This is a genomic window from Arthrobacter sp. K410C, assembly GCF_059090105.1.
This window is the reverse complement of record NZ_JBNHFJ010000009.1, coordinates 57,748-80,020: the sequence shown is the minus strand read 5'-3', so window position 1 is coordinate 80,020 and position 22,273 is coordinate 57,748. Positions and strand designations below refer to the sequence as shown.

General features: G+C 61.3%; 16 protein-coding genes and 1 pseudogene. 10 read left to right on the top strand and 7 right to left on the bottom strand.

What is annotated here, in order from left to right:
• Window positions 1–41: 41 nt before the first annotated feature.
• Entirely contained in the window at window positions 42–1,028 is a 987-nt protein-coding gene (locus AC5RU7_RS13900) for an Lrp/AsnC family transcriptional regulator (protein WP_494052716.1), read from the top strand.
• A 91-nt stretch (window positions 1,029–1,119) separates the two neighbouring features.
• Here the strand turns inward: AC5RU7_RS13900 and AC5RU7_RS13895 are convergent, their stop codons facing one another.
• The 3 genes from AC5RU7_RS13895 to AC5RU7_RS13885 form a co-directional block, all read right to left on the bottom strand.
• Window positions 1,120–1,503 (bottom strand): RidA family protein, encoded by a 384-nt coding sequence (locus tag AC5RU7_RS13895; protein WP_494052715.1) that lies wholly within the window; start codon window positions 1,501–1,503, stop codon window positions 1,120–1,122.
• A gap of 28 nt (window positions 1,504–1,531) precedes the next feature.
• On the bottom strand, window positions 1,532–2,758 hold the full coding sequence (locus AC5RU7_RS13890) for an NAD(P)/FAD-dependent oxidoreductase (protein WP_494052714.1): 1,227 nt from the start codon (window positions 2,756–2,758) through the stop codon (window positions 1,532–1,534).
• A gap of 314 nt (window positions 2,759–3,072) precedes the next feature.
• Window positions 3,073–3,264: an IS1096 element passenger TnpR family protein gene (locus AC5RU7_RS13885; RefSeq protein ID WP_494052713.1), complete on the bottom strand. Its 192-nt coding sequence runs from the start codon at window positions 3,262–3,264 to the stop codon at window positions 3,073–3,075.
• A 26-nt stretch (window positions 3,265–3,290) separates the two neighbouring features.
• On the opposite strand from AC5RU7_RS13885, the pseudogene AC5RU7_RS13880 reads away from it, so the two are divergent.
• The 8 genes and pseudogenes from AC5RU7_RS13880 to AC5RU7_RS13845 all read left to right on the top strand — a co-directional run.
• A pseudogene (locus AC5RU7_RS13880) lies at window positions 3,291–3,456 on the top strand (3-hydroxyacyl-CoA dehydrogenase family protein); the annotation flags it as partial.
• Window positions 3,457–3,832: 376 nt separating this feature from the next.
• Window positions 3,833–5,038: a pyruvate dehydrogenase (acetyl-transferring) E1 component subunit alpha gene (gene pdhA / locus AC5RU7_RS13875; protein ID WP_494052712.1), complete on the top strand. Its 1,206-nt coding sequence runs from the start codon at window positions 3,833–3,835 to the stop codon at window positions 5,036–5,038.
• Entirely contained in the window at window positions 5,035–6,141 is a 1,107-nt protein-coding gene (locus AC5RU7_RS13870) for an alpha-ketoacid dehydrogenase subunit beta (RefSeq protein WP_494052711.1), read from the top strand. The genes pdhA and AC5RU7_RS13870 overlap by 4 nt, the downstream gene beginning before the upstream one ends.
• 2 nt (window positions 6,142–6,143) lie before the next feature.
• Window positions 6,144–7,589 (top strand): dihydrolipoamide acetyltransferase family protein, encoded by a 1,446-nt coding sequence (locus AC5RU7_RS13865; protein WP_494052710.1) that lies wholly within the window; start codon window positions 6,144–6,146, stop codon window positions 7,587–7,589.
• 246 nt (window positions 7,590–7,835) lie between these two features.
• A complete protein-coding gene (gene aceA, locus AC5RU7_RS13860; RefSeq protein ID WP_494052709.1) occupies window positions 7,836–9,167 on the top strand; it encodes an isocitrate lyase in 1,332 nt (443 codons plus the stop codon).
• A gap of 72 nt (window positions 9,168–9,239) precedes the next feature.
• Window positions 9,240–10,883 (top strand): malate synthase A, encoded by a 1,644-nt coding sequence (aceB, locus tag AC5RU7_RS13855; RefSeq protein ID WP_494052708.1) that lies wholly within the window; start codon window positions 9,240–9,242, stop codon window positions 10,881–10,883.
• Window positions 10,884–11,005: 122 nt separating this feature from the next.
• The gene (locus AC5RU7_RS13850; RefSeq protein WP_494052707.1) at window positions 11,006–12,322 is read left to right on the top strand and encodes an ATP-binding protein; all 1,317 of its coding nucleotides are present in this window, start codon (window positions 11,006–11,008) and stop codon (window positions 12,320–12,322) included.
• Between the two features lie 1,301 nt (window positions 12,323–13,623).
• A complete protein-coding gene (locus AC5RU7_RS13845) occupies window positions 13,624–14,190 on the top strand; it encodes a recombinase family protein (protein ID WP_494052706.1) in 567 nt (188 codons plus the stop codon).
• Window positions 14,191–14,364: 174 nt separating this feature from the next.
• On the opposite strand, the gene AC5RU7_RS13840 is transcribed toward AC5RU7_RS13845, so the two are convergent.
• The 4 genes from AC5RU7_RS13840 to AC5RU7_RS13825 form a co-directional block, all read right to left on the bottom strand.
• The gene (locus tag AC5RU7_RS13840; RefSeq protein WP_494052705.1) at window positions 14,365–15,270 is read right to left on the bottom strand and encodes an aldo/keto reductase; all 906 of its coding nucleotides are present in this window, start codon (window positions 15,268–15,270) and stop codon (window positions 14,365–14,367) included.
• A gap of 203 nt (window positions 15,271–15,473) precedes the next feature.
• Window positions 15,474–16,310: a carbohydrate ABC transporter permease gene (locus AC5RU7_RS13835; RefSeq protein ID WP_494011293.1), complete on the bottom strand. Its 837-nt coding sequence runs from the start codon at window positions 16,308–16,310 to the stop codon at window positions 15,474–15,476.
• Between the two features lie 7 nt (window positions 16,311–16,317).
• The gene (locus tag AC5RU7_RS13830; RefSeq protein ID WP_494052704.1) at window positions 16,318–17,274 is read right to left on the bottom strand and encodes a carbohydrate ABC transporter permease; all 957 of its coding nucleotides are present in this window, start codon (window positions 17,272–17,274) and stop codon (window positions 16,318–16,320) included.
• A 35-nt stretch (window positions 17,275–17,309) separates the two neighbouring features.
• Window positions 17,310–18,626, bottom strand: coding sequence for an ABC transporter substrate-binding protein (locus AC5RU7_RS13825; protein WP_494052703.1), 1,317 nt, complete (start codon window positions 18,624–18,626; stop codon window positions 17,310–17,312).
• A 260-nt stretch (window positions 18,627–18,886) separates the two neighbouring features.
• On the opposite strand from AC5RU7_RS13825, the gene AC5RU7_RS13820 reads away from it, so the two are divergent.
• The gene (locus AC5RU7_RS13820; RefSeq protein ID WP_494052702.1) at window positions 18,887–22,240 is read left to right on the top strand and encodes a glycosyl hydrolase; all 3,354 of its coding nucleotides are present in this window, start codon (window positions 18,887–18,889) and stop codon (window positions 22,238–22,240) included.
• Window positions 22,241–22,273 lie beyond the last annotated feature (33 nt).

The following is a 22,273-nucleotide window of genomic DNA, read 5'->3' as shown; positions in this document are numbered from 1 at the left end:
GGGCTGGTGTAATTCGACGGAATCTGACATACGATCGGCCAATGACTTCAGTTTCTCGCCCCGAAGTGACGCACCTCATCGATGATCTGGACCGTAGGATCATCGGCGCCCTGCAGCTTGACGGGCGCGCTTCCTGGTTGCGGGTCGCAAGGGCATTAGGAGAAAACGAGCGGACAGTGGCCCGCCGTGGAATGCGCCTGCTGGACAGTGGCATCATGCGGGTCACGGGCATGCAGCTCAAGGCCAACGGCACGATTCTGGCCCTGAAGTGCGGCCCAGGACACGTACGGATGTGCTCCCGGGCCGTTAGTGCCCGACCCGAAACGATGTGGTCCCACATGGTCGCCGGTTCTCACGACATCGTCGCGGAGGTCAGTCACTCCCGGGCCGAAGAGCTGACCTTCCTGTTCGAAGAGTTGCCGGCTATTCCCGGGCTTACATCAAGCAGTACCTATCCGGTCCTGCGGTACCTAAGAACCGCTCACCAATGGCGCCCCGGGGTGCTTAGTGACGCCGAGTGCGAGGAGTTGGAGTCCGGAGCCCCCGTGGATCAAAGACTGCATATCGGTGAATTGGAGGGCGTCTCGCCCGGTGACCGAATCATGCACTCCGCCCTGATGGAGAACGGGCGCAGGACCTACGAGGAACTGGCCCGGCTTGCCGGTGTATCGGAAGCCACTGCGAGGAGGCGCATCGATCAAATGCGGCAGGACGGGCAGCTGGTCGTGCGCGCCGTGGTTGACCCAGCGGTGCTCGGTTTGCCCATCAAGGCGTTGATCTGGGCGCGGACTGCGCCCCGGGAGCTCGACCAGTTGGTCGCTGCCATTGAGGGCACCCCCCGCATCCGATACGCCAGCCGAATCACTGGACCTTACCAGGTCTTGATCGCGGTGGACCTGGCGTCACGTTCTGACTTGGATGACTTTATTAGCCATGCAGAATGGGCACAACATGCCGACAGTATGGATGTGGGAGTCGTGGTAGCGACAGGGAAACGAGGCGGCTTGCTCAGCGACGCCCTGCGCTGACAGCGTTCGCCACCGGGCTGCGGGCAAAGATTGCCGGCCGCCGGGACGCCCTAAGACTCGCGTCTGCCGCATGGACCCCATCCAGCGGAATCTAGGGACCGATCACAGCTATGGCATCGATCTCGAAACGCAGACTCATTGCCAGAGCTGCCTGGACGGTAGTGCGGGCCGGACGGGGTTCAGCAAACCTGGTCACGTACACGGCATTGAACAGATCCAGATCCTCGATGTTGCGCAAGTAACAAGTAGTTTTCACAACGGATTCCAAACCACAGCCGGCCGCGGCCAAAACAGCCTCGAGCGCGTTGATGGCCAGCTCGATTTCGTCCTCCAGCTGCACCGGAGCGCCTGGAGCTCCAGGCGTGATGCCCGCTTGGCCGGAGACGAACAAGAAATCGCCGATTTGTACGGCCTGTGACAGCGCTGGAGACGACAATGCCTCCGGTGTGCTGATAATACGTGCTGTCTTGTTCATGTTTTTCTCCTCGTTGCTGTTGCGGATGTTAACGCAGGGGGTCAAAGTCGACGGCTTCAGGAACGTTGTTTCCGGAGATCAGCTCTGCGAGCATTTGGCCTCCGGCGGGGCCCAAGGTTAAGCCCCACATGCCGTACCCACCAGCGACATGCACATCCGGGATCCGACTGCGGCCGATAAGCGGCAATCCGTCCGCCGTGCACGGGCGCGATCCCACCCATTCTTCGCTGCGGCGGTCGAAATCAATGGATGGAAGTAAAGGCTTAATGGTCCGGACAACGGCATCGAGGCGCCGGTGATCGAGAGGAGCGTCAGGGTGGCGGAACTCCATCATTCCTGAGATGCGCAATGTCTGTCCCATGGGCGTGGCGACCACCCGGTGGGACGGGAAGTAGAGCGGCCCAGATGGCAGGGCGTCAGTCTTTACACTGAAGCTATATCCCCGGCCGGCCTGGACGGCTTGCCGGATGCCAAGCTTTTTTCGGAAGTCGGCAAGCCACGCCCCATTCGCCATGACGACCGCATCTGCAGGCATACGTCCCGCGCTGGTGTGAAGGACTGGGCCGCCATCATGCTCCACACCGAGCACGGAGACACCCTCTTTAATGACGGCGCCGCTGGCCACGAGCCTCTTTGCCAAAGAGCTCACGAAAACTCGTGGGTCCAGGTAATACTGATCGTTGAGTTTTAGCGCCCCGCCAAGGTCCTCCGAGACCATGGGTGCCAAGCGCCTGGCAGCCTGCCCGTCGAGAAGGTCAAAGTCAACATCCTGGCCTGCAGCTCGAACGAACTTCAATTCGTGCTCGATGCCCGATAGTTGCTGAGCGCTGGCGGTGAAGATCAGTCCCGGATCCATTCGCACGGGGCCGCCCTGCACACCTGCGGCTTCCAATTCGCGGTAAGCCCGCAGCGCCTGCAGGTTAAGTGGGGTAAGGGACTGGACGCCTGCCTCCCACTTGTCCGCCCGGCAGTTGCCCACGAACGCCATCAGGAACCGGAAGAGGTTTGGGTCGGGGCGGAGCGGGACCGAAACAGGAGAGGTGTTGGAGAAGAATGCCGACAGACCAACCTTGAGCGCTGCCGGTTCGGCCAGGGGCACCGAAAATGCCGGGCTAATCCACCCGGCGTTGCCCCACGATGCCCCAGAACCTATCTGCTTCCTCTCCAGCACAGTGACCCGATTGCCCTTTGCCATCAGAAACCAAGCCGCCGACAGGCCGACGATGCCGCCGCCAACTACTACCACATGCTTCATTTTCTATTCCTGTCTTGCTGAATAAGGAGCTGCTCCAGCATCTCAAGACCCATTGGAAACAGTGGCGAAATGGCAGAAACAACGAAAAACGCCATCTCAATGACCGAAAGTCGCCCTTCGCGAGGCAAAAATGTCCCTATCGAACTCTCCTACTCCGGCGGATTCTCCCGATGGGACTGCAGATCCCCGAGGGCGTCCTGGTACCGGTGCCTGAACCAGTACACGTCCGAGAAGAACGCCAAAGCCCAAAGCGTCCAAGCGGACCAAAGAGCTGGAGAAGGAGACTGCTGGCTCAGGCAGGGTCAAACGGCGCATCAGAGCCGATTATGTCGGCCACCCATTGCGGAGCGTTCGGCATGGTCAGGATGCGACGGGTCGGCCAAGGCATCCATGATCTCCTCGTAGATCTCCTCGTAGCCGGGAAAACCTCCGGAGTCTTCCAGCGGGTCGTGCCGAGTGCGCTCGATCAGTTGGGCTTGCGGACTGTCTCTCGTCTGCGGGCCCACGGGATACCAGCTTGAGCTGCAGGGCTCTGAAAACGACCGACCTCGTGGGTCTCGACGTGCGGTTGGGGATCGCCGAGTACTTACATGCCACCCTGGGCGAACGATCTGCCCCGCCGCAATTTTCAGAGAGAAAATGTGGCCCGCGGCGGCCCTGGACGCAAGTCAGATAAGGGGTTCTTCGACTGGACCTGATCCTACCTGCACGTCAGGGCTACCTCCGCTCCTTTAGTTTGGCCACCTTGACCCGGCACCTCTGTTTGGCGGGTATCCAGCCCGCGCAGGAATACCGAGGCTGTTACGACAACCAGAAGTACCTCTGCCAGGAAAACAGCTCCCATGAGCATTGCCCCCCTTTGGTGTCCTACTCCGGTTAGCGGCGTCCACGGACCTCAGCTCCCGGAGGTTTCTATTGGTCTCTGTACCAGTGCGTAAGCCACACCATATCTTCAAAATGTCTTCTTAATAGGTCGAAAAGCAGATTATTGTCCACGCTTTCATCGGAACGGTATTCAAGAATTAGTCTGAAAGGATAATTTGTTGGAAATATTGATCTATCGAGGACGGAACAATGACGATCTCCGCCAACCCCAAGGCACCCGAAGAGGCTCCGGTTACGCCCGCCGAGGGCTCCATTCCGGAGTCGGTGCGCAAGTTCGGCATCACGGTGGAGGACTACATGCTCCCCGCGCACCACCCGATTCAGATGGTAGATCCGGACGGCAAGCTCATCCCCCTTGACGATCAGGGCGCCCAACCCGGCCACGAATATCCCGTTCCTGGAGACCAGGAGCTGGTAGCTGCCTATGAGCAGCTGGTAATTGGACGCAGGGTTAACGACCAAAACTCGGCCCTGGTCCGCCAGGGGCGTATGGCTGTCTACCCGTCCAGCCACGGCCAGGAAGCCTGTCAAGTAGCAGCAGCCCTTTGCCTCTCGGACGGGGACTGGATGTTCCCCACCTACCGCGATTCCGTGGCAGTAATGGCCCGAGGTGTCGACGCCGTACAGGTAATGACCTTGTTCCGAGGTGACTGGCACGGCGGGTACAACCCTAACGACCACAAAGTGGGTATCCAGTCCACACCCCTGACCACTCAGCTGCTTCACGCCGTCGGCGTAGCCCACGCAGCCAAGCTGCGCGGTGAGGAAACTGTCGTCTTGGCTATGTGCGGGGACGGGGCGACCAGTGAAGGCGACTTCCACGAAGCATTGAACTTCGCGGCTGTTTTCAAACTCCCCGTCATCTTCTTCGTACAAAACAACAAGTACGCCATATCCGTGCCTTTGGCGCAGCAGTCCGTCGCCCCGTCTCTGGCGCACAAGGCAGTGGGCTACGGGATGGCAGGAGAACGCGTGGACGGCAATGACCTCGTCGCTCTCCTGGCAGTACTGGGCCGAGCAGTGAAACTGGCCCGTGAAGGTTCAGGTCCGCTTCTCGTCGAGGCACACACGTACCGAATGCAGGCGCACACCAACGCCGATGATGCCACCCGTTACCGCCAGGACAGTGAGGTCGCCGAATGGCTAGCGAAAGACCCCCTGAGCCGGATGATGACCTACCTCACTGATAAAGGCCTGTTGGACGACGAGCTTGAAACGCAGATAGCCGAAAGGGCCGAAGTAGTCGCTGCCCAACTCCGGGACGGGCTCAATGAAGACGTCGCCGTGGACCCCCAGGACCTCTTCAAGTACGTCTTCTCCTCCCCCACGCCGCAACTGAAGGAACAGTCTGCGCTGCTCGCCGACGAAATCTCCCGGGAAGAAGCAACCAAATGAGCCCCACCATCACAACTTCCTCCGAGGCCAACGGCAGCGTCAGTGCCGCCACCGCCACGGCTGCTGCCCGCGCGGCCGCACCTGAAAACGGACCGCAGTCAGCGACCCTCGCCAAGGCAATCAATACAGCCATGGTCGATGCGATGAACACCGACAAGTCAGTCGTCGTTTTCGGCGAGGATGTCGGAACGCTAGGCGGAGTCTTCCGCATCACCGACGGTTTGACCAAGACTTTCGGTGACCAACGGTGCTTCGACACTCCTTTGGCAGAATCAGGCATCGTGGGTATGGCCGTGGGCATGGCCATGAACGGCATGCGGCCTGTAATTGAAATGCAGTTCGACGCTTTTGCTTACCCCGCGTTTGAACAAATCGTCAGCCACGTGGCCAAAATGCATAACCGCACCAAGGGCGCGGTGAAGTTGCCTATCGTGATCCGGATCCCGTACGCCGGAGGCATTGGGGGCGTCGAACACCACTGTGATTCCTCTGAGGCGTACTACGCCCACACCGCCGGTTTGAAGGTGTACGCACCGGCCACGGTGGCTGACGGGTACCGCATGCTGCGCGAAGCCATCGATTCCGATGACCCCGTCATCTTCCTGGAGCCCAAAAAACTCTACTGGTCCAAGGACCTTGTAGACCTGCAGGCCCTGCGCGATCAGCATGCATCCAACACCGAAGGAGGCACCTCGAGTGAGGGCCGGGCGGCTGTCGCCCGCGCCGGGACTGACGCTACCCTCATCGCTTACGGCCCGTCCGTTCCAACGGCTCTGGCGGCAGCTGCTGCAGCCGCCGAAGAAGGGCGTTCCCTGGAAGTCGTTGACGTCCGCTCAATCGTCCCCTTCGATGACGAAACCGTCAGCGCATCTGTACGCAAGACGGGGCGTGCCGTAGTGATTGCCGAAGCCCACGGTTTCGCGTCCGTGGCCTCCGAGATCGTAGCCCGGGTCCAGGAAAGCTGCTTCCACTCCCTGAGAGCACCCATCCGCCGTGTCACCGGGTTCGACGTTCCCTACCCGGCCCCGAAACTAGAGCACTATTACCTGCCCGGCGTGGACCGCATCCTCGACGCCGTCGACGACCTCCAGTGGGAAGACTAATCATGAGCGAACCAAACGTATTCCTCCTCCCTGACCTCGGCGAGGGCCTCACCGAGGCGGAACTGGTCAACTGGCTCGTTTCCGTGGGCGACGAAATCCGCGTGGACCAGCCCATTGCCGAAGTGGAAACAGCGAAATCCATGGTTGAAGTACCCTCGCCCTACGCTGGGACGGTAGCTATCCTCCATGGCGCACCGGGCCAGACACTTGACGTGGGCAAGCCTCTGATCTCCGTGACGGCTGCCGGCACTCCAGGCGTGTCTGCCAGCATCCCTTTGTTCGACGAAAGCGCCACACCAGCCGCAGACGCCGCCGCAACTGCCTATCGGGAAGAAGAAAAGGCCGGTTCCGGGAACGTCCTGATCGGCTACGGCACCCCGGGAGGGTATGGCCAGGCGCGCCGCAACCGACCCCGTAAGGCCGCTGCTACCACAGCCGGTGCTAACGCGTCGGCACCGGCATCCAGTCCACCAATCCAGGGAAGACCCGGAACCGTCAGCTCGCCCCTCGTTCGCAGGATGGCCCGAGAAAACGGAATCGACCTAAACTCGCTTATCGGCACAGGAACAGCCGGTTTGATAACACGGCGTGACGTGGAAACGGCCATCTCAGTTCCCTCCCTGCCAACAACCCCCGCTCTCGCGCCCACAAAAGAGTCGCCGGCAGAAGCGCCGGCGGCCGGGGCCGATCCAACTACCCGCGATACAGACATTGACTCCCGTACTGGACTTCGTATTGCAGCAAGGACGCCGGTCAAGGGCGTGCGCAAGGCGGTGGCTGCCAACATGTCCCGCAGCCGAACAGAAATTCCCGAAGCCACAGTCTGGGTTGATGCCGATGCAACGACACTGGTAGAGCTGCGGGAGGGCATGAAGAAACAGAATGCCGACAGCACCCCTGGGCTGCTTGCCTTTATTGCCCGTTTCGTCACCTCCGGCCTCAAGAAGTACCCGGAGTTGAATACCCGATTCCAAACCGCCCACGAAGCGGAAGACAGTGAGCTGAAGGAAATTATCGGTTTCGACGGGATAAACCTGGGGTTTGCCGCGCAAACCGACAGGGGACTCGTAGTTCCCTCCATCCGAAACGCCGACAAACTCAGCGCCCGTCAACTGGATACCGAAATCCGCCGCCTCAGCAAGGTCGCACGCGAAGGTAAAGCAACACCGGCTGAACTAGGCAGCGGCACCTTCACACTGAACAACTACGGCGTCTTCGGGGTAGACGGATCAGCTGCAATCATCAACTACCCCGAAGTCGCAATCCTTGGCGTAGGACGCATCATCGACAAACCGTGGGTGGTCAACGGAGAAATAGCCGTCCGAAAAGTCGTCGAGCTGACGCTCGTATTTGATCACCGCGTTTGTGACGGCGGAGCGGCAGGCGGGTTCCTACGCCACGTCGCCGACGCCATCGAGAACCCCACTTCAGCGTTGGCCGACCTGTAGCCAACGAGCCCCATCACGGGCAAACCTAGACAGCCTTCGAAAAGAAGGCAAAGAACTTTGCTTGACGCGCCCAACAGGGCGATGAAGCGAGTCCCCATATCCCTCCTGCTCAAGAGCAAGAGGAGCCCACCCCGGTCCCATTCCGCTGCGCCCAAAAACCGGACCGAGGGAGAGCAGATCCACTTCAATTGGCTGGTTCGCTGCGGGGAAGCAGACGAGAACGAGCCTCATAAGGAGATTTACAGAATGATTGAAGCAACGAAGCCCACCCCGCAGACCTCCGATCAGCAGGCCGCCGCCCTGGAGCTCGAGTGGGCCGCCAACCGCCGCTGGGAAGGTGTGACCCGGGACTACAAGGCTTCCGACGTCGTCCGTCTCCGGGGACGTGTCTCCGAAGAGCACACCCTGGCCCGGCGCGGCGCGGAGAAGCTGTGGAAGCAGCTCACCGAAGAGCACAAGACCGGCGGCTACACCAACGCCCTGGGCGCCCTGACCGGGAACCAGGCAGTGCAGCAGGTCAAGGCCGGATTGCGGGCCATCTACCTCTCCGGCTGGCAGGTTGCTGCGGACGCGAACAACTCCGGGCACACCTACCCGGACCAGTCCCTTTACCCGGCCAACTCGGTTCCCACCGTGGTGCGGCGGATCAACAACGCCCTGCTCCGCGCTGACCAGATCGAGTTCTCCGAGGGCGTCCAGAGCGTTGAGGACTGGCTGGTCCCGATCGTCGCCGACGCCGAGGCCGGGTTCGGCGGGCCGCTGAACGCGTACGAGCTGATGAAGTCCATGATCGCCGCCGGCGCTTCAGGTGTTCACTGGGAGGACCAGCTCGCGTCGGAGAAGAAGTGCGGGCACCTGGGCGGCAAGGTTTTGATCCCCACCCAGCAGCACGTTCGGACCCTGAACGCAGCCCGCCTGGCCGCTGACGTCGCCGGTACCCCCACCGTGGTCATCGCCCGCACCGACGCCGAGGCGGCCACCCTGATCACCTCAGACGTTGACGGGCGGGACCAGGAATTCATCCTCCGCGAAGGCGGCCAGCCGGTCCGTACTGCCGAGGGCTTCTACAAGGTCCGCAACGGCATCGAACCCTGCATTGCCCGCGCCAAGGCCTATGCACCCTATTCGGACCTGATCTGGATGGAGACCGGCACCCCGGACCTGGAGCTGGCCCGCAAGTTCGCTGAAGCTGTCAAGGCCGAGTTCCCGGACCAGATGCTGTCCTACAACTGCTCGCCGTCGTTCAATTGGCGCAAGCACCTGGACGACGACACCATCGCCAAGTTCCAGCGTGAACTTGGCGCCATGGGCTTCACGTTCCAGTTCATCACCCTGGCCAGCTTCCACGCCCTGAACTACTCGATGTTCGACCTCGCCCACGGCTACGCCCGCGAAGGCATGAGCGCCTACGTCGAGCTCCAGGAAAAGGAATTCGCCTCCGAGTCCCGCGGCTACACCGCAACCAAGCACCAGCGCGAAGTCGGCACCGGCTACTTCGACACCATCTCCACCGCGCTCAACCCGAACGCATCCACCCTCGCCCTGGTCGGATCGACCGAAGAGGGCCAGTTCCACTAAAACTTCCGACGGCGGTCCTACTGCAGGAAAAGCGGTGGGACCGCGCGTCACACTTCCTGAGGAAACACTGCCATGAACAGCTTGATAGACAGCTTCACCATAAACGGAATTCGATTTACTGCCCAGCCGATTCGTCGGCAGGATGAGATCTTGACGCCGGAAGCCTTGGAATTTGTCTCGACGCTCCATTGGGCGACCGAAGAGCGCCGACAGGAGCTACTGAAAGCCAGGCAAACCACGCGGAGCGAAATTCGTGCTGGCAAAGACCTTCGGTTCCTCCGGGAAACGGAGTGGATTCGCAAGGACATGTCGTGGCGGGTCGCCCCACCGGCTCCGGGCTTGGAGGACCGCCGCGTAGAAATTACGGGGCCGGTGGACCGTAAGATGACCATCAATGCCCTGAACTCCGGCGCGAACGTGTGGCTCGCTGACATGGAAGATTCTTCCACCCCCTCTTGGCGGAACGTCATCAAGGGCCCGCTGAACCTCACCGACGCGCTCGAGCGCCGGATCGATTTCACCTCTCCTGAGGGCAAGGAATACAAGCTCCGCCCCGCCGGCGAATTGCCCACCATCGTGGTCCGCCCGCGCGGCTGGCACCTTCCGGAAAAGCACATGCTCATCGACGGCGCCCCGGTGGCCGGCGGGATCGTTGACTTCGGCCTGTTCTTCTTCCACAACGCCCGCCGCCTCCTCGCCCAGGGCAAGGGCCCCTACTTTTACCTGCCGAAGATCGAAAACCACCTTGAAGCACGGCTGTGGAACGACATCTTCATCCTGGCCCAGGACCTGCTCGGCATCCCGCGCGGAACCGTCCGCGCCACCGTGCTGATCGAGACCATCACCGCGGCCTTCGAAATGGAGGAGATCCTCTACGAGCTGCGGGACCACGCCGCCGGCCTGAACGCCGGACGCTGGGACTATATCTTCTCCCTGATCAAGAACTTCCGCACCCGCGGCCCCCGGTTCGTCCTGCCTGACCGCGCCCAGGTGACCATGACCCAGCCGTTCATGCGCGCCTACACCGAACAGCTCGTGCGCGCCTGCCACAAACGGGGTGCCATGGCAATCGGCGGCATGGCAGCCGCAGTTCCCAACCGCAAGGACAAAGAAGCCAATACCAACGCGCTCGAGAAGGTGCGTGCGGACAAGACCCGCGAGGCCAACGACGGCTTCGACGGCTCCTGGGTAGCCCACCCGGACCTGGTACCGGTTTGCCGCGAGGTGTTCGACGGCGTCCTCGGGGACCGCCCGAACCAGCTGGACCGGCTCCGCGAGGACGTCACTCCAGACGACCGCGCGCTCTTGGACATTGCCTCGACAAGGGGCAATATCACCGAGCAGGGCATCCGGAACAACATCGAAGTGGGCATCCGCTACATCGAATCCTGGCTCCGCGGCAACGGCGCAGTGGCCATCCACAACCTCATGGAAGACGCCGCCACCGCCGAAATCTCCCGCTCCCAGCTCTGGCAGTGGATCTACGCCCGCGCCATCACCGATGAGGGAGACATTATCTCCAAGGAATGGGTAGAAGATTTGCTGGAGGACGAATTCGATGGACTGGAGAGGTTTGACGGGGACCGCTTTGAAGACGCACGCGAAATCTTTACCCAAGTGACGTTGGGCCGGGACTTCCCTACCTTCCTGACCCTCCCCGCCTACGCGCTCTACCTGAAGGAGTGCAACGAGACTGAGCTGGCGGCCGCCCGCTAGCCAACGCCACCCATGAGCAGAGAGCGAGCGGACAGTACGTTCAGTTGACCCACGTCAACTGAACGTACTGTCCGCCGCACCACATCAAAACCCATTCAACGAAGAACCACTGGGAGTACGGCATGACTAATTGGCGGATCAGGGATTTCCATTCAGCGGACCTCGACGGGATTCTGCATCTGTGGGAAGCCCTCAAAGCCTCCAACGTCGATCCGGTATACGCACTGTCCGAAGTCCTTGCATCTTGCGAGAAGGACCACGCCGTTGTGGCGGTGCAAGGCGAGCAAGTGATTGGTGCCGCCGTCGGACGCGCCGCGCACGACCAGGGCTGGATCGTTTTCCTGACCACGCTGCCGAAGTACCGCGGCCGCGGGATTGGAACCTCCCTGCTGGCCGCCGTCGAAAACCGGATGGCGCCACACGGGCTGAACAAGCTCTCAGCACTCATGCCCGAATCCGAAACCCGCGTCGAGGGCTTCCTTAGCCGCGGTTTCGCATTGAAGAAAAACCTTCGCTACTTCGAGCGAACCATACCGGTCCAGCGCCAGGAACTCGGTGCACTCGGCCAGCTGGGCGGACGCGTCTTAGCAAGGGATTTGTGGGAAAACGTAGCCGGAATGCGTAAAGAGAAGGAACTGCTGGAACGCCGTCTGGTCCTGCCCCTGGCCGAAGCCGACCTTGCCGACGAATTCGGCGTGGTCCCGCCGCGGGCTGTGGTGCTCTTCGGGCCGCCCGGCACAGGCAAGACCACGTTCGCAAAGGCCATCGCTTCCCGCCTGGAGTGGCCCTTCGTTGAGGTTTTCCCCTCCCGGCTCGCCGCAGATCCCCACGGCCTTGCCGGCGCGCTCCGCGAAACGTTCCTGGAAATCTCGGAATTGGAGCACGCCGTGGTGTTCATTGACGAGGTGGAAGAAATCGCATCCCAGCGTTCCGGTGAGCCGCCCTCGCCGCTGCAGGGCGTTACCAACGAGCTCCTCAAGATCATCCCTGCCTTCCGCGAACAGCCGGGTCGCCTTCTGGTCTGCGCCACCAACTTCATCCGCGCCTTGGACACCGCCTTCCTGCGACATGGCCGTTTCGACTACGTCATCCCCATAGGGCTGCCCGACCGCCAGGCCCGCGAAGCCATGTGGCAACGATTCATCCCGGCGCCCGTTGCCGACTCCGTGGACGTGGAACTTCTTGTGGAACGCACCGAGGGCTTCTCCCCGGCCGACATCGAATACGCCGCCCGCAGCGCCTCCCAGCGCGCTCTGGAAAAGGCAGTCTACGACGACGGCGGGCTGGCCTTTGGGGGCCAGCTTTCCGTCCGTGAGGCGGTACGCAAAGGTCCCTCCACCCAGGACTACCTGGACGCCATCGGCGAAACCCGAACAACGGTCAGCCCGGATGTTCACGAGCAGTTCCTGGAGGATATTGAGGCGCTCGGGAGGGTGTGATGGTCACAGAAAAGGACGGAAAATCCCCGCTGCATTTATCCGGTGGCCAACCGTCCGACACTCCCCGTCCGCCATCGCGGGGAGTGATAGCGGAGCGCGTGCTGCATGGCGGCACCGAGACTGATCCCCCGCTTCACGCTGAGGTGGAAGGCGATGAATCTACTGCCCGTCAGTGGCTCCGGTACGGACAGCGGCAAGAGTTGTTGCACACCGTCCCGCCATCCCCTTCCGGCCCAGCCGCACCTTCAAATGCGAGTTAGTCACGTTGGCCACACCCAACGGACGAAACGGATTCCTTATGGTTAGGCAGCATCATGAAAGCTGGAGGTGAAGGAATTCCTTGCCCGCTGCTTTATGAGAAAGGTGAGAACACTCCACCCAGCGCGGAGGTAGCTGGAAGAAGGAAACCGCTCCGTGCGGAGGAAGTTAATGTCCCATCCGATGATGCTGGGACAGTATGGTTCAGGAGCAGAACAATGAAACCCCGTACTCAACGACGGCAGCACGCGGGCGAGGACAAGCGATCCCCTCTCCCTTGCCCTGGGCCGCCGCAGCACTTCCCGCCGGAAATTGTTGTGGTGGTCCTTGGCGTGATGTATCCAAGTGTCCTCCCCCAGCCTGTCGACGCTACCACCCACCTTGATCTGCCACTTCCATCTCTCGGCCTAGACACCGCTCGGCAAAGCGCGGATGTAATCTTTCACGATCCGCTCTCTTCCCAACGAAACGGTGACGAGGCTTCCCTAGCCTTGAAGTATGGAAAGAAACACAAGGGCACAGGGTACGAAAATCATGCGGACGCCCAGAAAGCTGTTGCCCGCGATCTGACGTTGCTCTTTCTGGCGAAAACGCGGGTAACCAACACCAGCTCTCAGCTGCCATCACATTCAGACGCTACTCACGGGGACATTATTCAAGGAGCGGATTGGAAAGGCCTCAGACTGGGTCATGAGGTTGAGGTGCTCGACGACGGTCTGGTTATTGCACGTGGGGTAATTGAATACCTGTCTTCGGATCAAGGCATCATCCGACTCAAGCTCTCTTATGGAAGAGGTAGACGAACGTACCGCTGGAGGGACGGTCGGCAGGTTCGTACTGTCTGCCAGGATGGGCCAACCCAGCCGGTGACGAGCACCACTCCTTAGCTGCAGTTTCAGGGCGTAGGGGCTAGGAGCCTTTGGGGGCGTTGCTCCTGTAAGGTACGGCACACCCCAACTGGACGCACTCGAACTGTAGGTCTTGACTTTCATCTGGGATGCGCCTAGAACTCAACCTGACAGTATTGAAGGTGGGTGGTTCACGTGGCTGGACAGCGGATCGGCTACGTACGCGTGAGTACGCTGGACCAGAACGAGAAGCGCCAGCTCGAGGGCCAGGTTCTGGACCGGGTCTTCACGGACAAGGCCTCCGGCAGGGACACGACCAGGCCCCAACTCACGGAACTGCTGCGATTCGCACGCGACGGGGACACTGTGATCGTGCACAGCATGGACCGGTTGGCCCGCAACCTTGATGACTTACGCGCTTTGGTCCAGGGCCTGACCCGAAAAGGCGTGCGCGTGGAGTTCGTCAAAGAGAGCCTGGTCTTCACCGGCGAGGACTCCCCCATGGCCAACCTCATGCTCTCCGTCATGGGCGCGTTCGCCGAATTTGAACGCTCCCTTATTAGGGAGCGCCAGAGGGAGGGCATCGCCCTCGCCAAGCAGCGCGGCGCCTACAAAGGTCGGAAGAAAACCTTGACACCAGAACGGGCGGCCGAGCTGGTCCAGCGCGCCGGCAACGGTATCCCGAAAGCCGTCCTTGCCCGTGATTACGGGATCAGCAGGGAAACGGTCTACCAGTACCTGCGTCAGGTCAAGCTGGAGTGAGGCGCCCCTGCCTGCCGTCGATGTGCATTAGTCCACGCTGCCGTAGCTTGACGGAATATCCATTATCGGAGTTTGAAAATGGGCGGGGGTGCCTCCCTAGGGGCTGTCCGTCGAGTTGGGTCTGCGTTATGGCCGAGTGTTCGGCATGGGCGGGAGGCAGCTACCGTTTGTCCGCTAGGCGGAGAAACGGTGGTGGCGACGTAAAAGCGTCCCGCAGTACTGCACAAATTTATGGGGCAGCCCTTCGGGACTTGGCGTCAGTGAGATCAACGAGGTCAGCAAGGTCCGAGTGTCGAGGTGAAGATTGACGGTTTGCAGGCAATCTTCGATGCTCTGCGTCGTGGTCGCCCCAACGATGGGTATAAGTCCGGGGCCTTGTGCGATGACCCATGCGAGCATTACTTGATGGGGCGATACCTTGTGTCGCTGGGCGACTCGAAGCACAGCCGGTATTGGGATGCTACCTCCGTTCAGAGGTTGATAGGCAAGGTATGGGATTCCCGCTCGTGCACATGCGGTGGCTAGAGGAAGATCTTCGGGCGAGGTCACTGAGAGGCGATTCTGGACAGTATCGATTGTCGTCACTAGTCGCGCGCGTTCGAGCTGCTCTGCGCTCACATTGGAGAGTCCGATTGCTGCGACGAGTCCTTCCGAGCGCAGTTCTGCCAGCGCGGCTACGCTGTCTTCGATAGGCAGGCCAGGGTCGGGGTGATGGAGCTGGTACAAATCAATCCGCTCAACACCTAGTGTCCGCAAGCTGATCTGGCAATGCCGACGCAAGGCTTCGGGGCTTCCATCAATCGGAAATTCATTTCCCCTACGCCAGTGGCCGCCTTTTGTTGCGATGGTCAGGCTATCTCGGCCCACTTTGGCGATCACATCACGGACGATTTGCTCTGCATAAGACTCAACGCCGGGCCGCGTGTAAGCCAGCGCGGTGTCCACAAGCGTCACCCCGCCGTTCACAGCGTCTACCAAAGCCCTCACGGCCTCTGACCGCTCTATGCCGCTGAAAGCGAACTTTGCTGTGCCGAGCGCGACCGGGAAGACCCCTCGGTCGGCGATCTTAGTCGAATCCACGTATTGCTCCTAAGTTCACTTAAATCGATATCGTAGCCAGGACTACATGGCACCTGTGCGGTCTCTCAGTGGGTTTGAAGGGTATCTAGCGAGCGTATAAAGCCTTTCAGAAAGGGGACCTGAATTTTGGCGAAACCCAGTAACTGACGCTGTCTACGACGATCGGACCATGGGGCTATCTCCATCGCCCAGTTCATGGTCTGTTAGCTCTTGACGCCGCCGGTGAAGCCTTGGATGAACTGCTTCTGGGCGACGAGGAAGAACGCCAGAATCGGGATCATCGAGATGATGATGGCCGCGAAGATCACGTTCCACTGGGACACGCTTTCACCGACGAAGTTGTAGATCACGACGGGCAGCGTGACGGCGTCTGAGCCGTTGAGGAAGATCAGGCCGGTGAAGAAGTCGTTCCACACGATGAGGCCGGTGAAGATTGCCACGGTGCCGGTGGCCGGAGAAAGGAGCGGAAAGATGATTTTCCGGAACACGGTGAAGCGCGAGGCTCCGTCGATCTGGGCTGCTTCCTCGTAGTCCTTGACGATCCCGTTGGTAAAGCCCATGTACAGGAAGATCGAAATGGGAAGCAACGCTCCCGCGTACATGATTATGGTGCCGGTGTGCGTGCCCACGAGGCCCACGCTGCGCATCCCTACGTATATGGGAATGATTGCCGCCTGTGCCGGAAGGACCATGGTCACCAGAATCAAGCCCATAGCCACCTTGCTCAGCTTTCCGGTCCGGCGGCTCAGGGTGTATGCCGAGATGGAGCCGATAAAGACAAGGACCAAAACACTGCCGGCGGTGATGATAATGCTGTTCAGCATGCCGTCCATCAGTGTGGCCTGCCGTCCCCCGCGGACGGCTTGGCCGAAGGCATCCAACGTCGGGTTAGTGACGAGCTGCATTGCCGATGTGGTGAGGGCATCGTTGCCGTTCTTGAAGGCGAGGTTAAGCAGAAAGTAGAACGGCAACAGGAAAACTAGGGCAACCAGGATCAGCAGTGCCTCGCGGAGGAGGGTCTTCTTCGTATAACGGAACATGAGCTGACTAACCTTTGGAGTTCGTGCGGAGGAGGAGGCGCTGGGCCACGGTAAGGATGATGATGATTACGGACATAACCAAGGCCAATGCGGCGCCGAAGCCGAAGCGGCCCATAACGAACGTCTCCTTGTAGATGGTGACGGCGAGGGTTTCCGAAGCCCCGTAGGGGCCGCCGCCCGTCAGTGCCTGAATCTGGTCGAAGACCCGTAGACCGTTGATGAGCATGAGTGTCATGGCGATGACCACAGACGGCATGATGGCGGGAAGGATCACATAGTTGAACCGCTGCCACAGCGTTGCACCGTCCAGCGCGGCAGCTTCTTCGAGTTCCGGGGAAACAGTGGCGAGTCCGGCCAGGTACATGACCATGACCAGTCCGACGTTCTGCCACACCATCACGATGATGATTGCCGGAAGGACTGTCGCCGGGTCGCCCAGCCACGTCCGTTGCATCGACTCCAGGCCAACCCAGGCCAGGAACTCGTTGAGTGGTCCGTCCTGCTCAAAGATGAACTTCCAGATGTAGGACGTTGCCAGGGAGCTAAGGACTACGGGCGCGAAGATCAGGGTGCGGATAACGTTGCGGGACTTCACGGTCCGGTTGAGGCCGAGCGCCAACAGCAGACCCAGCACGTTGGTCAGTATCACGAACGAGATGCCGATGATGAAGGTGTTGGTGAGCGCCGTAGTGGTGGGGCCACCCTCGGCTATGGCAGCGAAGTTATCCCAGCCGACGAACTGCCACTTTCCGATGCCTTTCCAGTTTGTGAAGGCGAAGAAGGCACCGATGGCGCTCGGCGCGTAGTGGATGAGCACAAGGGCCAGGAGCGCGGGTGTGAACCACCACCAGGCAGCGAAGCGGCGCTCGGTGCGGAGGTCTTTGCTGCCGTTGGACTTGGTGGAGCGGGGCTGGCGCCCGGTAACCCGGGCGCCCTCCGTTTTCTGCTCGAGTTGTGCGGTCATGGGGGTGTTTTCCAATCAGGTTGCGTCGCCGTTGGCTAGGCGCCGCGGTCGTACTGCTCGTCCATCGTCTTCAGGACCTGGTCAGGTGTGGCCTGTCCGGTCAGGAGGCCCTGGATGCCCGTGCCCAGAGAGTCGTACACTCCGCTGTTCGGCCACAGGTAGTTGGGCTGGGTGACGATTTTCTTGTCAGGCTCTGCGAAGAACGGTTCAAGCGTGGGGTACTGGGACGGGACAGTGCCCGAGACTGCGGCCGTGATGGACACGTTGCCGTTGGCTTTGGCAAGGGCATCCTGGTTCGCTGGCTGTGCCAGGAATTCGAGGAACTTCAATGTGGTCCCCTTGTGCTTTCCGGCGGCGTTGACAGCCAGGGCGTTGCCGGGGCTGGCAATCAGACGGCTGTCCTCGGGCTTTTCACCGGGGATCACTGCGACGTCGAACGAACCGTCCTTGACCTGACCGCGGAGCGCAGCCACCGCCCCGGCCGGCGCGAACACCGCGGCTACCTTGCCCTGGGCGACAGACGGGAACAACTGGTCAAAGCCAGCGCCTGCCGCTCCGTCCTGGTAGCAGCCCGCGTCCTTGAACTCGACAATCTGCTCGAGCACTTTCGTCCAGTCGGAGTCGGCGAATGTGGTTTCCTTCTTCTCACGTTTGGCGTCCCACTGGGGGTCCTGGGCGTAAACGATGCCCGCTGCCAGCTGCATGGCGTGCAGGCCCATGTTAGCTGCGGAGGTGCCGGCGACGGCGAATAGGGACTTTCCGGCTGCACGAGCCGTCTTGCATTGCTCCAGGACTTCGTCCAGTGTGCTTGCCTGCTCCAGGCCGAGTTCCGTCAGGACCTTGGTGTTCTGCAGTTGGGTAAGCGGTGCAAGGTCTGCCGGGACGGCGAAGAGCTTGTCGTCATCGTAGTAGAGGTTCTTTGCGGATTCCGGGATGGCATCCGCAGCCCATTCCTGGCCAGTCAGATCGTGAAGGTAGCCAGCTTCAGCTAGCGAGGCGAAGGACTGGTTGTTGCCGCGGCCGGCGGTCACGTAAAACAGGTCCGCGGCGTTGCCGGCCTGGAGCTGGGTGCGCAGGGTCTGACCGTGCTGGTCGGCCGGGGACTCCACGAGCTTGACCGTAACGTTGGGGTTCTCCGCCTTAAAGGCATCGATCAGTGCCAGGTAGGGGTTGCCCGCCCCGCCGCCAGCGTAAGCGGGAGTTGCCAACGAAATTTCAACCGGCCCGGTTTCCTCGACAATTGGCTCGCTTGCCGTATCACCGCCGCCGCAGGCGCTCAACGCCAGTGCTGCTACGGACGCGAGCACCGTGGCGGAGAGGAACCTCCGGCCTTGGCTTGCTGCTTTCTTCATGGTGTGCCTTTCATGACGTCGTTGTCCTGTCGCATGGCGATCAGTGGGTTCGAGCCGTGAGGGGGTAGTTGTTCCCTGGGTCACAAGCTGGCTCCTGTCATTCAAGGTAGGTCAGGCGATAGCGGCCATGGAAATAGTTATCGTCTATGCTCACCATCTTCTCTCCGCATGCCTCTTTTCCCCCCGGGGTTCCGTCTTACGTTCTAAGGTGAATTTAGTTTTGGCGGTATGTGCCGTCTCCCTGCTTGAAGGACGATCCCGTGCCAAATGATGTCGTGCCCATCCACTCCCCCGAAGAACCTTCCGAAATAAACCCGCTGTTTACCGGCTTCGTAAACCCGCCGATGTCCGCCCGGCCCCGGGCATGGTGGCATTGGATGGATGGCAACGTCGACCAGGCCGGCATCGTGAAAGACCTTGAGTGGCTGGCAACATCGGGCGCGGGCGGCGTGCAGGCCTTCACCGGATCGATGGGCACGCCCCAGTACACACAGGATCGGGTGGCGTTCGGTTCTCCCGCCTGGCAGTCCGCCATAAAGTGCGCGGCTGCCACGGCGGACAACTTGGGTTTGGAACTGGCCGTCGCCACGTCGGCGGGCTGGAGCGCCACCGGGGGACCATGGGTGCGTCCGGCCGCCGGGATGAAGAAACTCGTCTGGAGCTCCACTCAGGTGAGGGCAGGCCAAGTGGAACGGATCAAATTGAAGGCCCCGCCATCGTCGTCAGGACCTTACCAGGACGTTCCATTCTCGGCAGTCCGAAAGGATCCAGTCGGCGTCCCCGACCACTACGAAGACGTTGCGGTGCTCGCGTTTCCGCGACGGGACGGCCATGTTCCCCTTGTCCCGACAGGCATCAACCCGAGCGGGTCCGTGGCAGGCGTTCGTTCCCTTGAATCGCTCGCTGACGGCCATTTTTGGCCCGCCCTCGAACTCGCGGTTGAGCCGACCGAGCACGAACACGACGGCTGGCTCGTGGCCGAGTTCAACGAGCCTATCTCCGTGGCGTCAGTGCGCGTCGGGTTGCCGGCACAGCGCGGCTTCGGTGTGCCGCCCGCTCCCCGGGCACGACTGGAGGCCAGTGACGACGGCGCCACGTTCAGGACCGTCGCCAACCTTCCGGCGTCCCCCTCGCCGGTTCGTTCCGCGAGCTTCCCCGCCGTCACCGCGACGCACTTCCGACTGGTCCTTGAGCCCGGAGCTACGGGCACGATCCCGGTGGCGCCCGGCGTTAAACCCCCCGCTTTTCCCGCGGCCAAAGCCGCGTCGACGATCAAGGTTTCCGCGTTCCAGCTCTTCTCCGGAGCCCGCATTGCCCGGGCAGAGGAAAAGGCAGGCTACGCCCCTGTCCCTGATTTTTACGCACTCGACTGCGGTACCAGCTCCACATCAGATTCCGTACAGCCGCAGGACGTTGTGGAAGTCACTTCCTACCTGGGCACGGACGGAACGCTGGACTGGACGCCCAACGAGGGCGAATGGACAGTCCTTCGATTCGGATACTCACTGACTGGCCACCTCAACGCCCCGGCACCGGTCGATGCCACAGGACTGGAGGTTGACAAGCTCGACGCCGCACTGGTCACCGAATACTTCGAGCACTACCTCGGCTTCTTCGAGGAGGCACTCGGCAGTGAACTCTTGGGCTCCAAAGGGGTATCCGCCCTGCTCAGCGACAGCATCGAGTCCGGACCGCAGAACTGGACCAGCGCCATGCGGAGGGAGTTTCGGGAACGCCGGGGTTATGACCTTTTGCCTTGGCTTCCTGCAGTCGCCGGCATCGTCGTGGGCGATCCTCAACAGAGCGACGCGTTCCTTTGGGACCTCCGGAAGACTATTGCCGAACTCCTTGCCGAGAACCACTACGGGACCATTGCTGGCATTGCCCGGGGCCGGGGTATGGCTTACTATGCGGAGGCGCTGGAAGACCACCGGCCGCAGCTTGGCGATGACCTAGAGATGCGATCGCATGCCGACGTTCCCATGGGTGCCATGTGGTGTTACGAGCCCGAAGCCGGACCTCAGCCGACCTATGTGGCTGATCTTCGCGGTGCCGCCTCGGTTGCCCATGTTTACGGCAAGGCGGCGACCGGCGCAGAATCCATGAGCTCCTTTGGGAAGCCCTTCACCTTTACGCCAAGGAAACTGAAGCCGATCGTGGATATGGAGTTCGTGCTGGGCGTCAACCTCATCAACATTCACACGTCACCGCACCAGCCGGATGCCGTTCCCAAACCTGGCATCACTCTGTCACCGTACCTCGGCCAATCCTTCTCTAGGAACGAAACCTGGGCGCACGCCGCCAAGCCCTGGCTTGATTATTTGGCACGGTGCAGTCACCTGCTGCAGCAGGGAACGCACGGTGCTGATGTAGCCTACTTTTACGGCGAAGAGGCCCCTGTCACCGGGGTATTCGGCGACTCCGCCCCAGAGGTTCCCGACGGATACGGCTTCGATTTCATCAATCTTGATGGCCTGCTCAACCACCTCACCGTGACAGCCGACGGCGGCCTGCTCACCACGGGCGGAACCCGCTACCGACTGCTATACCTCGGAGGATCCAGCCGGCGCATGACGCTTGCGGCCGTGCACCGCATCACGGAACTCCTTGAGGCCGGGGCCAGTGTCGCCGGGTGGCGTCCGGACAGCTCACCCAGCCGCAGCGATGACCCCGCCGCCTGGGCGGCCGCCGTCGAAGCCCTCTGGACTCAACGCGCGGGGCTCCTGGATCTCGCAGGCGTTGCAGTATCTGACGGCGTAGCAACCGCCTTCGCAAGGATGGGCCTGGACCCGGACTGGACCGTCATGGCCTCCGAAGATGCGAAGCTGCCAGCTATTCACCGCCGCCTCAACGGCGCCGATCTGTACTTCCTCAGCAACCAACTGGAACGGCCCGAGAAGGTGGTTGCTTCCTTCAGGGGCGAGGCAGTTTCCGCGGAAGTATGGGACCCGGTGCAGGTGTCGCGCTCCGCAGTGGGCATCCGTGTCGAAGCCGGCCGGACCGCCGTCAACCTTCACCTGGAACCATTCGGGTCGGCGTTCATCCTTTTGCGCCATAGCCGCTCACAACCAACTGGCGACCCGGCACCATTAGTGCATAGCCCGCAGCAGGAAATGGCTACGGAATTACCGCTGGCAGGACCGTGGAAGGTTACCTTCGACGGCGACGGCCAATCCCCCGCGCCGATAGTCATGGCCACACCGGCCCCATGGAGCGGTCCTCAAACCAGCGACTACGGTGCGTGCGTGACGTACTTCTCCGGCACTGCGACGTACAGCGCCACCTTCAACGTGGAGCTGAAGCTAGGCGGGCCAGATGCGCGCATGGTCTTGGACCTCGGGGAAGTTCACGACCTGGCAGGCATTCGCCTGAACGGGCAGGACGTCGGGGTTCTCTGGACTCCCCCGTTCCGCATTGACGTTACCGAGGCTGCCAGGATTGGCAGGAACCTGCTGGAAGTCTCCGTGACCAACGCCTGGGCGAACCGGCTCATGGGGGACGCCGCCGAAGGACTGAGTGCCAGGCCCGGTTCCCAGGTTTTCGAGGCAGATTCCCAACCCCTGGCAGCCGGGCTGCGCGGACCGGTTCGGCTGCTGGTGACAGCAGCTGGCTAGGTAGCGCAATACGGAGAGCACCAAGGCTTGTGG